This is a genomic window from Ulvibacterium marinum, assembly GCF_003626755.1.
In the GTDB taxonomy this organism is placed as follows: domain Bacteria; phylum Bacteroidota; class Bacteroidia; order Flavobacteriales; family Flavobacteriaceae; genus Ulvibacterium; species Ulvibacterium marinum.
Genome location: NZ_RBCJ01000003.1, coordinates 313,210 through 329,694, shown reverse-complemented (window position 1 = coordinate 329,694; position 16,485 = coordinate 313,210). Strand labels below are relative to the sequence as shown.

The window sequence follows — 16,485 nt, the reverse complement described above, 5'->3', positions numbered from 1 at the left end:
TCTCTGTAATTAGCTGCTTTAGTTTTAATCAATAGTGACATTTTCCACATTCCAAACCGCCCATCTGGGCCGCCGTAAGCTGGTCTACACCATATTTTTTGGAAAGTTCCGCGTGGATTTTTGCATAGTATTCGTTGCCTTCAACTTTTACATTGGTTTCCCTATGACATTCCACACACCAACCCATGGTCAAAGGAGAGTATTGGTACATGATTTCCATTTCCTCAACGGGGCCATGACAGGTCTGACATTCTATACCGGCCACCGAAACGTGTTGTGAATGATTGAAATAAGCAAAATCGGGAAGGTTATGGATACGTACCCATTCAACAGGCTGACTTTCTCCAGTGTACTTCTGATTCTCTTCGTCCCAACCAACGGCCTTATACAATTTCTTTATTTCACCCGTGTAAAATTCATTGGTATATCCATTGGCCAAATCCTCTTGGGTAGGCCCTTCCGGATTTCCTTTATATTCGTAAATGGATTTATGACAGTTCATACAGACGTTCAAGGATGGAATTCCGGAATGTTTGGAAACCCGTGCCGAAGAATGGCAATACTTACATTCTATCTTATTATCGCCCGCATGTATCTTATGGGAATAGTGTATAGGCTGAATGGGCGCATATCCTTGATCTACACCTACTTGCATCATCCATCCATAAGCAAAGTAAGCGCTTCCCAGCAAAAGAAATATCACCGTGACCAAGACCAAAAACTGATTTTGCGCAAATGCCTTCCAAATGGGAGTTCTCTTTTCCGCGCGCTCTTTTTCCAGAACAACACCATTGGCTTCGGCAATTCTCTTAAGGGTACTATTGACCAAGAAAAGCATTAGTACCAAAAGTCCAAAGACCACGGCCAAGGCGCCTAACAGTATTTCATTGGAAATTCCGGAAGACTTTGAAGAACCTGCACTATCTGTCGCCGTAGCAGCTACCGATGGTGCGGCCGCAGGAGGAGGAGCTGCAGTGTACGCTAAAATATCATCGATATCCTGATTACTCAACGTTGGGAAAGCGGTCATTGCCGCCTGATTGTATTCATTATAAATTTTGACCGAATAGGCATCACCGGACTTTATCATTCCGGGACTGTTCTTTATCCAAGCATACAGCCATTCCTTATCCAGGCCTTCTTCCTCTGCGAGTCTACTTTCAACATTGGCCAAAGCCGGTCCGGTCATTTTTCGGTTCAGTGCATGGCAAGCAGCACAATTTTGATTGAACAAGGATTTTCCCTTTGCAGGATCCCCGGCAGATGTGTCCGCTGCACCTTCTTCCGTTGCAACTTCAGCATTCTCGGCAACTGCTTCTTCTTGACTGTAGAGTGAAATGGAAAAAAGAAGGAAAATAATGAGACTAACACCTAAAACTTTAGAAATTCGATTGCGGTATGGAACCTTTTTCATATGGTAACTATTTCTTTCGAAATCTTGGCACGATAATTAGTATATATGGGATGTTAGGTAGTATTACGGTGCCTCAAATTGAAGGCAAAAATACGACATTGACTTTATTTTGAAAATGTTAATGGATTTATAATTTATAATTTATAATTGTTCTAAATAAAGGAAAAATTCAAGCACTAAAACATAAAGAATTACTTTTGTAAAACTCTAGAAACAAACTATGGACTTTATCTTAAAAACACCGCTATCATTGGTTGTATTGATTTTGGGAATTCAGCTTTGCAGTGCACAGCAAGGAAAAATAACCATTGAACAGGATAAAAATATCGAGACCTTATTGGACATTTATAAGTCGGCCAATGCGAGTACGGAACATTATAGGATACAAGTGGGTTTTGGTTCTTTTGACCAAGCCCAGGAAATACAAATGGAGGTAGAGGAAGACTTCCCAGAACTACCTTCAAAAATAGATTTCGATTCCCCTACCTATAGAGTCAGGGTCGGAAAGTTTAAGGACAAGTTGGAAGCTGAGCGGAAGTTTTTGGAAGTACGGGAAAAATATCCCAATGCAATGTTGTTAAAACCAAAAAAATCGACCTAATTGGTCGATTTTTTCTTTCCGTTAAATTGTATCTATCATAATTTTTTCTTCACGGCCACCTCTTGGAAGGCCTCAACGATATCGCTCTCCTTAATATCATTATAATTCTTAACCTGAAGACCGCAATCATAACCTTTGGCTACTTCCTTAACATCGTCCTTGAATCGTTTTAGGGATGACAATTCACCGGTATAGATAACCACACCATCTCGAATAAGGCGAATATTGGAATTTCGGAATATTTTTCCGCTGGTAACCATACACCCTGCGATTGTACCTACCTTGGAAATCTTAAAGGTTTCCCTAATTTCAGCTGTACCCGTAATTTCCTCTTTTATCTCAGGAGAAAGCATTCCTTCCATGGCATCCTTAAGGTCATTAATGGCATCATAGATTATGGAATACATGCGGATATCGATTTCTTCCTTTTCCGCAATTTCCCTGGCATTGCCCATAGGCCTAACATTAAAGCCAATAATTATTGCATCCGAAGCTGAAGCTAAGAGTACATCGGATTCCGTTATGGCACCCACCCCCTTGTGAATAATATTCACTTGAATCTCATCTGTAGAGAGTTTTTGGAAGGAATCTACCAAAGCTTCGACCGAACCATCCACATCTCCTTTGAGTATGATGTTCAATTCCTTGAAATCTCCAAGGGCAATTCTCCTTCCGATTTCATCCAACGTAATATGACGTTGTGTCCTAACGGATTGCTCCCGTAACAATTGGGATCTTTTTGTTGCAATCTGTTTGGCTTCACGTTCATCTTCCATGACGTTGAATTTATCTCCCGCTTGAGGCGCCCCGTCCAATCCCAATATTGAAATGGGCGTAGCCGGACCGGCCTTTTTTATTTCTTTCCCTCGCTCATCGTACATGGCCTTGACCTTTCCGCTATGGGTACCGGCCAATACATAATCCCCTATTCGCAAGGTTCCGGCCTGTACCAAAATAGTGGACACGTATCCGCGCCCTTTGTCCAAAAAGGCTTCTACGACAGTACCTGAGGCATTTTTATTGGGATTGGCCTTTAATTCCAACAATTCTGCTTCGAGCAAAACCTTTTCCAATAGTTCCTTTACCCCATCACCCGTTTTGGCCGAAATATCGTGGGATTGTATTTTTCCACCCCAGTCCTCTACCAAAAGGTTCATATTGGCGAGTCCTTCCTTGATCTTATCCGGATTGGCCGTTGGCCTATCTATTTTATTAATGGCAAATACCAGAGGTACCGCGGCAGCCTGGGCATGACTAATAGCTTCCTTGGTCTGGGGCATAATATCGTCATCCGCCGCTATCACAATTACCGCAATATCCGTTACTTGCGCCCCACGAGCACGCATTGCCGTAAAGGCTTCGTGACCGGGTGTATCCAAAAAGGTTATTCTTTGGCCATCGTCCAATTCCACTCCATAGGCCCCGATATGTTGAGTAATACCTCCGCTCTCCCCTGCAATGACATTGGCCTCCCGAACATAATCCAACAGGGATGTTTTACCATGATCTACATGACCCATTACCGTAACAATAGGTGCCCTTGGTTTTAAATCCTCAGGTGCATCTTGATCCTCTTCTATGGCCTCCTCAATTTCGGCGGTAACGAACTCTACTTCGTAACCGAATTCATCGGCAACTATGGAAAGCGTTTCGGCATCCAAGCGCTGGTTCATGGTGACCATAATTCCAAGCGACATACAGGCCGAAATAATTTCAGTAGTAGAAACGCCCATCATCGTTGCAACCTCACTGGCGGTAACAAATTCCGTTACCTTCAAAATTTTACTTTCCAGTTCTTGTTGTTCAAGATCTTTCTCCGTTTGTTGACGGTGCTGGTCTCTTTTGTCCCTACGATATTTGGCCCCTTTGCCCTTTTTGGATTTCCCTTGAAGTTTTTCCAAGGTTTCCCTTACCTGTTTTTGAACATCTTCTTCGGAAGGCTCCACTTTGTTTGCGGAAGCAAAGCGTTTTACATCTTTTCTCCCTCCAGGTCCCCTGCCTCGTGACACTGTGCCTTTGTTGGCATCACCGGTATTGCTTACAATCCGCTTTCTTCGCTTTTTCCTATCTCCCCCTGTATTGGTGCTCTTTGGCTCCTCTTTCTTTTTCTTCGGTTTCTGGAATTTGGTAAGGTCAATCTTATCACCGGTTATTTTTGGTCCGGAAAGTTTTTGGTATTGCGTAGTTATCTTTTCGTTCTCCTTTTCAGCTTCAGCTTCATTTTCATTCGGTTCAGCGGCCTGCTTAGGTTTTTCTTCAGGGGCTATTGGAGCTTTTGGGGCCTCCTTTACCTCAGGTTCTTTAGCTTTGGCCGTTTCTTCTGTCTTTTTAGGAGCGGCCGGAGTCTTTTTTTTCGGATTTAGATCAATCTTGCCTACAGTCTTGGGACCGGAAAGCTCAGCCTTGGCCTTGATAACATTATCAGCGGCAGACGAGGCCGCCCTTTTCTCCCTGGCAATTCGCCTTTCTTCCTGCTCTTGTTCCAATTGCAACCTTATGGCCTCTTTTTCCTTTCTTTTCTCCTCCCCTACTTCCTTGGACGCAACCTTTTTGCTCATATCCGTCTGAAACTCGTCCAAAAGTACTTGGTACACTTCATTGGATATCTTGGTAGTGGGACGGGCATCTACTTCATGCCCTTTGGATGTTAAAAAGTCCACTGCCCTATCCAAAGAAATGTTGAGCTCCCTAAGAACCTTATTAAGCCTTATGTTTGCATTGTCTGCCATAAATACTAATTCCTATTTCTTTAAATCGTTGCTAATATATAGCTAATCTTCCAATTCTTCTTTGAGTATTCGTACAACTTCGTAAATGGTCTCCTCCTCTAGATCAGTTCTTTTCACAAGGTCGTCCACATCTTGTTCCAGTACGCTTCGGGCCGTATCCATTCCTATTTTTTTGAATTCCTCAATAATCCATGCATCTATCTCATCAGAAAACTCGGTAAGTTCCACATCTTCTTCCACTCCTTCTCGGAACACATCGATCTCATAACCGGTCAACTGGCCGGCCAAACGGATATTGTGGCCGCCTCGGCCTATGGCCTTCGACACTTCCTCTGGTCGAAGATACACTTGCGCCGCCATTTTTTCATCATCGAGCTTTACCGAGGTAACTCTTGCCGGGCTTAAAGATCTTGTGACCATAAGCTGCGGATTGTTGGTCCAATTGATTACATCTATATTTTCATTACCAAGTTCCCTCACAATACCATGTATACGTGACCCCTTCATTCCGACGCAGGCTCCGACGGGATCAATACGATCGTCATAGGAATCTACGGCAACCTTGGCTTTTTCCCCTGGAATCCGAACTGCTTTTTTAATGGTAATAAGGCCGTCGAAAACTTCTGGAATTTCCTGAAAGAACAACTGCTCCAAAAAGCGCGGAGAAGTTCTGGACATAATTATTGTGGGCTTGCTACCCTTAAGTTCCACGCTCTCAATAATTCCACGAACATTATCGCCCTTACGGAAAAAGTCCGAAGGAATCTGACGATCCTTGGGCAGGATAATCTCGTTGCCCTCATCGTCCAGAAGGATAATGGCCTTGTGGCGAATGTGGTGCACCTCCGCGGTATATATTTCGCCTTCCAAATCCTTGAATTGCTTATAAATGGTGGTGTTATCGTGCTCATGGATCTTTGAGATAAGATTTTGACGCAGTGCCAAAATGGCCCTTCTTCCCAAATCTATAAGCTTTACCTCTTCGGAAACATCCTCGCCGACTTCAAAATCGGGTTCTATTTTTCGTGCCTCGGAAATGGATATTTCCTCATTAGGGTCCTCAACTTCACCATCTTCTACCACTATCCGGTTTCTCCAGATTTCCAAATCCCCTTTGTCCGGGTTTATAATAATATCAAAGTTATCATCGGAACCAAATTTTTTCTTTAGGGCGTTCCTAAAAACATCCTCTAAAATTGCCATCAGCGTTACCCTGTCTATGAATTTATCGTCCTTAAACTCCGAAAAGGATTCTATTAACGCAATATTTTCCATTTTTGACTACACTTAAAATTTTAAAATAACTTTTGCTTCCTCTATTTCCGAAAAATTGATTTCCTTTTTTTTCTGGACCGTAATTTTGCCCTTCCCTATCGGTTTGGGCTCACGGGCCTTCCATGTTAAAACAATACCATTTTCCAATGTTTCAACAAGGTTTCCTTCATAGGTACCCTCTTGGGTTCTCACTTTTAATTTCCTACCAATATTCTTTTTATACTGTCTTGGGATATGAATGGGTGATGCAGCCCCAGAAGAGGTCACTTCCAATGAAAAATCCTCCTCATCCCGATCCAGACTGTGCTCTATGGCCCTACTGACCTTCATACAATCCTGAAGTGACACCCCTTTATCTCCATCGATTACCACCTTGATCGTATTGTCCGATGAAATGGAGAAATCAATCAAAAAAAGGGATTCATCCTTAGCCAAGGCTTCTTTCAAAAGCATCTCTACCTTATCCTTCAACATTTTGCATCACTTTTCTACCCACCCCGTCCTTTAACGGTGTTAGCCTCAACCCATCGGTTTACTCGGAAGTAAAAGAAACCCCTAAACCAAAGTTTCAGCAATAAAAAAGAGGACCAATTGTCCCCTCATGAATACATTTATATCCGTTCAGTGGTGCAAATATACAAATTTTTCCGACTTTCAATATCCAAGCTAAAAAGTAATCCTTGAATAAAATTGACAGGGCGGGTATGAATTAAAAATTATACTCTATTTTAGGGAAATAGACCAAAAAACATCCTAACCAAATGGACGTATTTTCATCCTATAACCTCATCATCGAGGCATCGGTTATTCTTATTTTATCCTTCTTGTTCAACGGTATTGCCAAACGTACCAACATACCTTCGGTATTGCTATTGATCATCTTGGGCGTGGTACTCCAATTTGTCCTAAAACATATGACTTCCGAGAAGGTAGACTTTTTTCCGGCCCTTGAGGTATTGGGCATCATTGGACTTATCATGATCGTCCTGGAGGCCGCCTTGGAATTGGAACTGAAAAAGGAAAAACTGGTGCCCATACTCAAATCTATGGCCATTGCCCTTGTAGGTCTTATAGGGTCCGCATGGGTAGCGGCATTGATACTCTTCCAGTTTATCCCGGAGATAACCATGCAGTCCGCTTGGCTCTATGCTACACCCTTGTCCATTCTTTCCAGTGCTATAATTATTCCAAGCGTAAGCGGGTTAGCGGAACACAAAAAGGAATTCCATATATACGAGAGCACTTTCTCCGACATTATGGGCATTATGATGTTCTATTTTTTGGTAGGCGGGCTAAACCCAGCGGAAGATTCCGGTGCAGTTGGCTTTGCAGTGAACATTGTACTCACCATAGTGCTATCCTTGGTTGCCAGCTATGCTATTATTCTCATATTCCAGCAAATAAAGAGTCAGGCCAAATTATTTCTTCTGATAGCCGTGCTCTTGTTGCTTTATGCCATTGGCAAGCAATTACATCTTTCCTCACTTTTGATAATTCTCATATTCGGTTTGGTAATCGCCAATATGAAGTTATTTTTCGCCGGGAAGTTGGCCCATTTTTTGGAATATGAAAAAGCACATCGCATCTATCATGAGCTCCATATCGTCACCTTGGAGACCGCCTTTGTGGTACGTACTTTTTTCTTTGTGATTTTTGGGCTGACCATCGCCATAGCATCCCTCTTTAGTTTGAGCGTAGCCTTGATAAGCCTTCTTCTCATTGCGTCCATTTATGTGATTCGGTTTGTAATCTTACGAACTTTTATAGGAAGTGATATCTTACCTCAATTGTTCATCGCCCCTCGTGGATTGATTACGGTACTGCTATTTTTTGCTATTCCGGCAGAAGCTCAAGTAGCTACTTTTGAGCCCGGAATTCTATTGTTCGTAATCATAGGTACCAGTCTGATCATGACCTGGGCCATGATCAAGGACAAAAGAAAGGTAAAAACCCTAGTGGATCAAATTGACGAAGAATACAAAACGATCAATGAGGAAAAATCTGAACCGGGAGAAACGGAAAACGACAATGAAATTATAGGAGAACGGCCTGAAATATAATACTAGGGAACGATCGAATCTGTATTAGTTTGAATCCATTCAAGGCATTCCCAAGATTCCTAAGGATAATCACTGCAAAAGAGCATCTATTTATTGGATAATAGGGAAGTGGCAATTGTGCTCCCAGCACGCTGAATATTGGCATTTTTCCCTTCCAGTGCATTAAGGCTGTCCACCTCACGCCTAAATTTCAAAATCATCAGGGTATCCAACTGTAAAGCGATGCTATCCTTCATTCGCCTCCAATTCCTGGAAGTCATTTTTTTGTTGTACTCGGTAATTTTATTGAAACGGGATAGGTTGTAGCGATTTGCTTTCCAAGCGTGCGCGGTACTTTTACGATGTTCCAAGTCTTGCAGGTAAATCCCTAAACCAAAGCCAAGAATGACAAGGACAAGAATAACCTTTAAGTTTTTTACGGTTAACTTCATCTGCTATAGCTAAAATGTTCACTAAAATTGTGGGGCAGTGAATTGGGATGGTCCTATGGTCAAACACCTTGGTTCCAACCCAAATTCCGTAACAATATACAAATTATAAGAAATCAGTTGCGGAAATATGTACAATCAGTTCGTTTCTAACGATAAATGGTAATTTTATGGAAGAGATGAATATGTACTTCCTTCTTCCCATACAGGATTTTAAAGCAAAAAAGTCCATGGAATTCTTTGACCCCTAAATTTCACTGTTGCTTTTTAAGGGTATTCATGAATACATTATGATATCTAAAAACTTTGGGGGGGTACCATGGGAAGGAACAATAGTCTTTCACCTATTTATGAATGTTCCCAATTCCGATTCTCCAATTCCATACTTTTTATGGCCGATCTTTTTTCTATAAGGCCAAAAACATCATATTGCCGTTCTATTAGGAAAAAGAGTGCGTCGGACCGAAAACATCGCCAATCCTTAATATCCCCATCGGCAATGGCCCATAAATTTTCGACCAATTCACTTGCTGAAAAAAAAGTAAGTTCCTTTCCTACTTTTTCCAAACCCTTAAGGTTATGCTTTAGTACATTCAAAGGTTTTAGAATAGGTTTAAAATCAAAGTATTCGTTACTATATCCTATTTCGCCGAACCATATGGTGGTCGTAGATTCTGAAAAGTGAATCCCAGTAAACATTTTGTCTTCCTCAATACGATCACCTTCCCTATGAATAACAAACTTCAGCCTGGTACCTACGTAATATTTAAGTTCGTTCATCTTTGGACAATTGTTTTATTCCTCATGCCGAATTCGGATATTACAAAGAATCCTTTTTTTATCCTTGAGAAGTAAATGATACATATGGCGACTAAAAAAATTATAATACTGCCAGCTCCAAAAGTCATCACTACTATTTGATTTTCCATAAGCATTGTATTTAAATACCAAGCTTTAATAGAATCTTGATATTCCAATTACACTCTTAGACACCTGATTCTGGATTGCGTAACTCTTAAAATGTAAATAAGTATTTCCCTACCCTTAAACCAGATGTTTCCTCGGCTGTGTTTTTACAATATCATTTAATTTATAAATTACTGTAAGACAAGTACTTATATTTTTAAAATAGTATGATGGTGCTAAAATTTTGGTTTTGACCGGACGATAAATCTTAGCGAAAAAGCCGCTTTTACCGAAAAAAAGGTACAGCTACCTATTATCAAACGAAATGCACCGCTTATTAGATGAGACCTTTTTATGAGCGTTCTCAGCAATAATTTTGAACTCGTCTTGGGTTTTGGCAAAAAATCAAGTGTCGCTTGAGTTGCCATAGTAAAACATCCCAGTTCTTATGCTTTAACCTACGAAAAACCAACTTCACCCTAAGTAATCCTATCATGAGAAAAACAGTACATTTTAAAACCGTACTCCTTTTAACGCTACTATGGGTTTTGGGCTCTCAAATGGCCCAGGCACAATGCGATCCCAACAATTTTACGGTAACCGTTACCGAAGGAATTTGCCCCAATGATGGAAATATTGCAGTGACACTTCCCGGCGGTTCTCCCTGTGTTGGATGGCAAGCCATCCTTACAAACCCTGGAGGTTTGGAAACAGTACTCAATATCCCCGATACGGGAGGACCTGTTAACTTTAACAACCTTGCCGTAGGTAGTTATATGGTTAGGTTGGTAAACGGTGTTACCGTTATACAGTCCCCGGACAATCCCATAGTGCTGACCAGCACCTATCAGGCTATGAACATCACAAGCACCAATACGGCGCCCTCCTGTCCTAGTGGAACGGATGCAACATTGACCATTGATATCAACAGCGGAGGTAACGGACCCTTTGAATATACAGTGACTCCCCCAGCACCAGGAATACCACAAACTTTTGGCCCCACTCCAAATAGATCCCATACCTTTTTGGGGTTGAATGGCGGTGAATCGGTCTCTTTTGAAGTAACCGATTTGGGCTGTTCCGTATCACAAACGCAAAATCCTGTTATTGCCGACAATACCGCGTTAGTTTCTGAATATCGCAATGCTACCTTTCAAAGAAAATGTAGTCCAGATTGTGGGGCGTACGACGTGACATTTTTTACTACAGTCCATTCTACAAATGGTATAACTACGATACAACAACCAGGTAATGCTACAATAAGCATTAATGGGGGCATTCCACAAGATCTGGCATTGGACAATGTAAATGGTAGCAGTATCTCATTTACATACCCCCCAGGACTTGATGAAAATGTTTCGTATGTACTTGCTTTCAATGATGGATGTAACACTTTTGGCACAACCAAAACCACGCTTCCTGTAGATGATACCTTATTGACTATAGATCAAGAAATTGCCATTGCCCCGGACTGTTCCCCAATTCATACTGTGGATGCCATAAGCATAACCTCCGATGGGGGGGACACTTATAATATGTTCTGTACAACAAATAGTATTGCCATAGAACAGGAAACTCCCGCCGGTTCAAATGTATGGGTAAACGTACCCTTGGTAGGAGGTGGTGGCAACCCTTTGGGCGCAGGTAGTTTTTCCGATTATTATACGTTGCCCGGAGAAGGAAGTTATCGGATTACAGGTACAGATGATTGCCATTCCACATCCGTGGAATTCAGTACACTTGCGCCCACAAACCCATTGGATGCCGTAAGAATACGATCTTCCCTCTCCATTTTGGAAGATACCGGAGCTATTGTGATAGATCGGATTCCGGGTCAGCCCAGTTCTAATCCCATTCCGGAAACCACATATACCATTCGCCCCGTACCGTTTCAATCCAGTATTACCATAAATCCTACCCAACCTTTTAATCTGGGAGGTTCATACACCCTAAATTTCCCCTTGGCGTACACCACTACTATCAATCGTTCCATTATAGGAGACCTACCCCCGGGGGAATATGAAATTACGACAACGGACATTTGTGGCAATGTGGCGGTACAATCCTACATAATCTCACTTACGGCCCAATACAATCCTGAAATTACAGCTTTCAGTGGTTGTGCCAATTCCGGTAGTATAGCATATGATATGAATGTGTCAAGAGTTGCCAACTCCATTGGTCCCCCACGGGTGAATACCATAGTGGAGCTATGGACGGACGACGGTAGCGGTAATCCAGGAACATTGCTGACAGATGATATTCCCGAGAGTGGATTAACCGGAACTTTCAATAATCTTACGGCAGGGGATTATGTGATACGCTTTTCAAATATTAATTTTCAATCAAATAACGACAATGAGATTTTTTCAGCGGCTACAGGTAACAATAATGATCGGGAATATTGGACAGCGGTAACCATTGCGCCTTTCCAAAGTATAACCGCAGCTACCGCAGGGGCATTCTGCGATTTTACCGATCCCAGTACCGGAATCATCTTTACCGAAATCACAGGTGGAACCCCCACCTATCCTATAAACTATGAGTTGTTTGCGACTTCAGATTTGGTCAACCCCGTAATGACCTATGTTGAAACAGACCCTTCCATGACCAGCCATCTTTTTGAAAATGTCACCGCCGGGAATTACTTAGTTCGAATAACTACACCCTGTGATGGTGTTGATCTGAATGTAAATTTGATACTCGCTCCCATAACAACCACAATAACGGCAGATAATAATCCCATATGCGCTCCCGGAGGCGACGTGGAATTATCCATAAACTTGCCAACGAGTATTTTTGATATTACCTGGACCGATAATCTGGGCAACACCGTAGGTTTGGGTACTCCGGTAACGGTAACAACCAATGCCACCACCACCTATACGGCTAGCTACGCCATAAAACCGGCATTTTGTCCAACAGCACCGATAAATACCAATGATATTACAATTACGGTCCATCCGGAAATTGTTCAAGTAGGGACTGAAACCCCTAGTTGTAATCTTCTTGGAACCGAATATACCCTTGTTGTGGAAGTGGCCGGAACCGGCCCGTATAATGCCATAGGCACGGGGGCACCCGGTATTTTTGCGGGAAATACATGGACCTCCGATCCAATTCCGGCAGGGACTGACTACAGCATAGATTTTACGGACGCCAATAGTTGCAATACACTTAACGTAGCAGGAACTGCACCCAATTGTTGTGTATTTGATCTAAATCTTACCACATCTGATATAGACCTCTGTTTGAATCCCGGGCCATACAGCACCACTATTGCCAATACCACCCTTGGCCTTACGTACGAGGTGCGGGACCAGAACGGTATTTCCTTTATCCCTGCCCTGACCGGTATAGGAAACGGTGGTGATCTTTCAATAAACATTCCTCCCTTAAATGTTCCTCCCGGAGGTACGGATTACCAAGTGTTTGTAACCAACGGCCTCCCAGGTTGTGGTGGCACGCTTGTTGACCCCTTTTCATTTATCAATGGTAATCCGGACATATCTTTGAACGTGACCGGAGATACGGTTTGTGAAGGCGATGCCGCAACAGTTACTATATCCAATTCGCAAGTAGGGGTCACCTATCAGCTTCTACAATCTGGCGTCCCCCTTAGTCCTGTGGTAACGGGAACAGGTACAGGAGGAGATTTACTGCTTACTATACCTGCCCGACACCCACAACTGGCTACAGGCACATATAGTGTAGAGGCTTCCAGCATTGGATGTAGTACGGCAACGTTGAACCAGTCGCCCCTTATTACGGTAAATGTTTTGCCCACTTTTTCAATATCCGGCCCGGCGACATGCTCTCCAGACCTTACAACCTATTCATTAGAAGTAACGGTGAGTACCGGAACAGTAAGCAGCACTTTCGGTAACGTTTCCAACACCTCAGGAAATATCTGGTCGATTACCAATGTGGCGGCAGGAACCGATATCACTTTGACCTTGACCGATGCCAATAGTTGTGTTGCCACCTTAAATATCACAGCACCTGACTGTAGTTGTCCTATAGTGAACGTACCAATAAGCGGTGGTGACCAAAGTTACTGCGTCGGAAGTGCAATTCCCGCCTTAACGGCGACCGTAAATCCAGGAGAAACCGTAGATTGGTATGGAACCCCTACAGGAGGCACTCCATTGCAGTCAGGTAGCACCAGTTACACACCTACGTCCCCAGGAAGTTATTATGCCGAAGCTAGGAATGCCATCAATAATTGTATCAGCACTTCACGTACACAAATAACATTGACCGAGAACGCTTTGCCGTTAATAGCACCTGCCCCGGCGACATGCTCCTTAGACCTGCTGACCTATTCCTTGAATGTGTCGGTAAGCTCAGGGACACTAAGCAGTTCTGTGGGTACAGTAACAAATATTTCGCCCATTCTTTGGTCCATTACTGATGTACCAGCGGGAACGGACATTCTTTTGACCTTGACCGATGCCAATAGTTGTGTCGCCACCTCGACTGTGACAGCACCCAACTGTAGTTGTCCAGTAGTAAATGTACCAATAAGTGGTGGTGACCAAAGCTACTGTGCCGGAAGTGCAATTCCTGCCTTAACGGCGACAGTAAATCCCGGAGAAACCGTAGATTGGTATGGAACCCCAACGGGAGGCACTCCGTTATTGAGTGGAAATACAACGTTTAACCCTACGGCACCCGGTACCTATTATGCGGAAACAAGGGACACGGTCAATAACTGTACCAGTCCCACACGTACGCCGATACAATTAACAGAGAACGCTCTGCCGTTAATAACACCTGCCCCGGCGACATGCTCCTTAGACCTGCTGACCTATTCCTTGAATGTGTCGGTAAGCTCTGGGACACTAAATAGCTCTGTCGGTACAATAACGAACATCTCTCCTATTCTATGGTCCATTACGGATGTGCCAGCGGGAACCGACATTCTTTTGACCTTGACCGATGCCAATAGTTGTGTCGCCACCTCGACTGTGACAGCACCCAACTGTAGTTGTCCAGTAGTAAACGTACCAACAAGCGGCGGTGACCAAAGCTACTGTGTTGGAAGTGCAATTCCTGCCTTAACGGCGACAGTAAATCCCGGAGAAACTGTAGATTGGTATGGAACCCCAACGGGAGGCACTCCGTTATTGAGTGGAAATACAACGTATAACCCTACGGCACCCGGCACCTATTATGCCGAAACAAGGGATACGGTCAATAACTGTACCAGTGCCACACGTACGCCGATACAGCTAATAGAGAATGTCCTACCTATTGTTACTTTTAACGACCCTGCCAATATATGTGTGGATGCCAGCGTCCTAGACCTGACGGCATTCGTAAACCCTATTGGAGGAAACTTCATCGGAACCGGGGTTGCGGGCAACAATTTTGATCCGGCTACAGCCGGAACGGGGACGCACACCCTTACTTATGAATTTACCGATGCGAACGGATGTACCAGTAGCGATACCGCAGATATAACCGTGACAGCCCTATTGGCGCAAACAGGTACGGCAACGACTTCATGTGCCTTGGATGGCCAAAGCTACATTCTAACCGTGGAACTAAACGGCACAGGGCCCTACAATGCAACAGGTAACGGAACACCAGGAACATTTGCTAGTAATACCTGGACTTCTGACCCTATCCCTGCAGGAACCGATTATAGCATAGATTTTACGGATGCCAATGGCTGTAATACGGTTACTGTAGCTGATGTAGCACCAATATGTTGTGTCTTTGAGGTCACCTGTCCTACTTTCCCTGCCACTACCGTGGAATGTTATGAAGATATCCCAACTGTCACTGCCCTCACCGAAATAGAATTTGAGGCCTTGGGTAATGCAGATGGAATCATTGGCAATATCCCCTGTGGTATTATTGAAATAACTGCAGCCAATACCCCAGATACGGGCAATTGTAATATGGCCGTTATCCGTACCTACACGGTAACCGAGTATGAGGATACGAACAGCAATGGTATACGGGACTTTGGAGAGAATACGGTGCTCAACACATTAGACTGTACCCAAAACATTACCGTACAAGATACCACTGACCCTGTGTTCGTAGGGACCTTGCCTATAGATATTACCGTGGAGTGCGATGCAGTACCTGCGCCTGAGACCTTAACCGCTACGGACAACTGTGGCACTGCTATTGTGACGTTTGTAGAGACTAGAACGGATGGGAGCTGTGTATCGGATTATAGCTTGGAAAGAACATGGACCGCAACAGACGAGTGCGGACTTACCACAACACATACGCAGACCATTGCCGTACAGGATACCACTGACCCTGTATTCGTCGAGACACTTCCTACTGATTTCACCATGGAATGTGATACGAATCTTCCTATAGCTGAGACACTGACTGCCATGGACAATTGTGGGACTGCAACGGTGACCTTTAGCGAAGAAATCTTAAATAGCGGATGTGCCGGCAACTACACGGTTCTAAGAACCTGGGAAGCAACGGATGCCTGTGGCAATGAAACCGTACATGAACAGATGATCACGGTAGAGGATACTTCTGCCCCCGTATTTGTGGAAGCTTTACCTCAGAATGGTTTTGCAGAGTGTGATGCCATTCCCGAAGCTGCAGTACTTACCGCCACGGACAATTGTGGTACGGCTACTGTTGACTTTACAGAAACCGAAGTACCTGGAAATTGTAGTTCCGAATATTCCATAGTACGAACATGGACGGCCACGGATGATTGTGGAAACGAAACCTCCCATACCCAAACGGTACAACTTACCTGTCCGGTTAGGATATACAATGCCGTCTCCGCCAACAACAACCTGCAAAACGATATCTTCTTATTGGAGGGCATCGATTGTTTTCCCAACAACCAGGTTGAAATATTCAACCGTTGGGGGGTAAAAGTGTTTGAAACCAACGGATATGATAATCAGAACAAGGTTTTCAAGGGATATTCCGAAGGTAGGCTTACCGTTGCCCCAAATGAAAAACTGCCTACTGGAACCTATTTCTACATAGTACAATATGAATCCCCGAATAACGGTGAATCGCGGACCATTCAACAGTCCGGTTATTTATACTTAACAAGCGATAATTGATTCCA

The 16,485-nt window shown here is 43.5% G+C and carries 9 protein-coding genes; 3 read left to right on the top strand and 6 right to left on the bottom strand.

Annotated elements, in window-relative coordinates:
* Positions 1-28: 28 nt before the first annotated feature.
* Positions 29-1,414, bottom strand: a complete 1,386-nt coding sequence (locus tag D7Z94_RS14475; RefSeq protein WP_120712319.1) for a c-type cytochrome — start codon at positions 1,412-1,414, stop codon at positions 29-31.
* A 220-nt stretch (positions 1,415-1,634) separates the two neighbouring features.
* Between D7Z94_RS14475 and D7Z94_RS14470 the strand changes: the two genes are divergently transcribed.
* Complete coding sequence (locus D7Z94_RS14470; RefSeq protein ID WP_120712318.1) at positions 1,635-2,015, top strand: SPOR domain-containing protein; 381 nt, start codon at positions 1,635-1,637, stop codon at positions 2,013-2,015.
* Between the two features lie 35 nt (positions 2,016-2,050).
* Here the strand turns inward: D7Z94_RS14470 and infB are convergent, their stop codons facing one another.
* The 3 genes from infB to rimP are packed head-to-tail and all read right to left on the bottom strand — an operon-like array spanning position 2,051 to position 6,493.
* Positions 2,051-4,744 carry a translation initiation factor IF-2 gene (gene infB, locus D7Z94_RS14465; RefSeq protein ID WP_120712317.1) on the bottom strand — a complete coding sequence of 898 codons (2,694 nt, stop codon included), beginning with the start codon at positions 4,742-4,744 and terminating at the stop codon, positions 2,051-2,053.
* Between the two features lie 42 nt (positions 4,745-4,786).
* Entirely contained in the window at positions 4,787-6,019 is a 1,233-nt protein-coding gene (nusA, locus tag D7Z94_RS14460; RefSeq protein ID WP_120712316.1) for a transcription termination factor NusA, read from the bottom strand.
* A gap of 12 nt (positions 6,020-6,031) precedes the next feature.
* The gene (gene rimP, locus D7Z94_RS14455; RefSeq protein WP_120712315.1) at positions 6,032-6,493 is read right to left on the bottom strand and encodes a ribosome assembly cofactor RimP; all 462 of its coding nucleotides are present in this window, start codon (positions 6,491-6,493) and stop codon (positions 6,032-6,034) included.
* Between the two features lie 287 nt (positions 6,494-6,780).
* Here rimP and D7Z94_RS14450 point away from each other — a divergent pair, with 287 nt between their 5' ends.
* A complete protein-coding gene (locus tag D7Z94_RS14450; RefSeq protein ID WP_120712314.1) occupies positions 6,781-8,079 on the top strand; it encodes a cation:proton antiporter domain-containing protein in 1,299 nt (432 codons plus the stop codon).
* Between the two features lie 86 nt (positions 8,080-8,165).
* On the opposite strand, the gene D7Z94_RS14445 is transcribed toward D7Z94_RS14450, so the two are convergent.
* Positions 8,166-8,510, bottom strand: a complete 345-nt coding sequence (locus D7Z94_RS14445) for a hypothetical protein (protein WP_120712313.1) — start codon at positions 8,508-8,510, stop codon at positions 8,166-8,168.
* 345 nt (positions 8,511-8,855) lie between these two features.
* The gene (locus tag D7Z94_RS14440; RefSeq protein WP_120712312.1) at positions 8,856-9,287 is read right to left on the bottom strand and encodes a hypothetical protein; all 432 of its coding nucleotides are present in this window, start codon (positions 9,285-9,287) and stop codon (positions 8,856-8,858) included.
* A 620-nt stretch (positions 9,288-9,907) separates the two neighbouring features.
* On the opposite strand from D7Z94_RS14440, the gene D7Z94_RS14435 reads away from it, so the two are divergent.
* A complete protein-coding gene (locus D7Z94_RS14435; protein ID WP_120712311.1) occupies positions 9,908-16,480 on the top strand; it encodes a gliding motility-associated C-terminal domain-containing protein in 6,573 nt (2,190 codons plus the stop codon).
* The last annotated feature ends 5 nt before the right edge of the window (positions 16,481-16,485 follow it).

Excerpts from the sequence above, each read along its gene's own strand:
- D7Z94_RS14475 (WP_120712319.1), bottom strand. The coding sequence starts at position 1,414 with ATGAAAAAGGTTCCATACCGCAATCGAATTTCTAAAGTTTTAGGTGTT.
- D7Z94_RS14470 (WP_120712318.1), top strand. The coding sequence starts at position 1,635 with ATGGACTTTATCTTAAAAACACCGCTATCATTGGTTGTATTGATTTTG.
- infB (WP_120712317.1), bottom strand. The coding sequence starts at position 4,744 with ATGGCAGACAATGCAAACATAAGGCTTAATAAGGTTCTTAGGGAGCTC.
- nusA (WP_120712316.1), bottom strand. The coding sequence starts at position 6,019 with ATGGAAAATATTGCGTTAATAGAATCCTTTTCGGAGTTTAAGGACGAT.
- rimP (WP_120712315.1), bottom strand. The coding sequence starts at position 6,493 with ATGTTGAAGGATAAGGTAGAGATGCTTTTGAAAGAAGCCTTGGCTAAG.
- D7Z94_RS14450 (WP_120712314.1), top strand. The coding sequence starts at position 6,781 with ATGGACGTATTTTCATCCTATAACCTCATCATCGAGGCATCGGTTATT.
- D7Z94_RS14445 (WP_120712313.1), bottom strand. The coding sequence starts at position 8,510 with ATGAAGTTAACCGTAAAAAACTTAAAGGTTATTCTTGTCCTTGTCATT.
- D7Z94_RS14440 (WP_120712312.1), bottom strand. The coding sequence starts at position 9,287 with ATGAACGAACTTAAATATTACGTAGGTACCAGGCTGAAGTTTGTTATT.
- D7Z94_RS14435 (WP_120712311.1), top strand. The coding sequence starts at position 9,908 with ATGAGAAAAACAGTACATTTTAAAACCGTACTCCTTTTAACGCTACTA.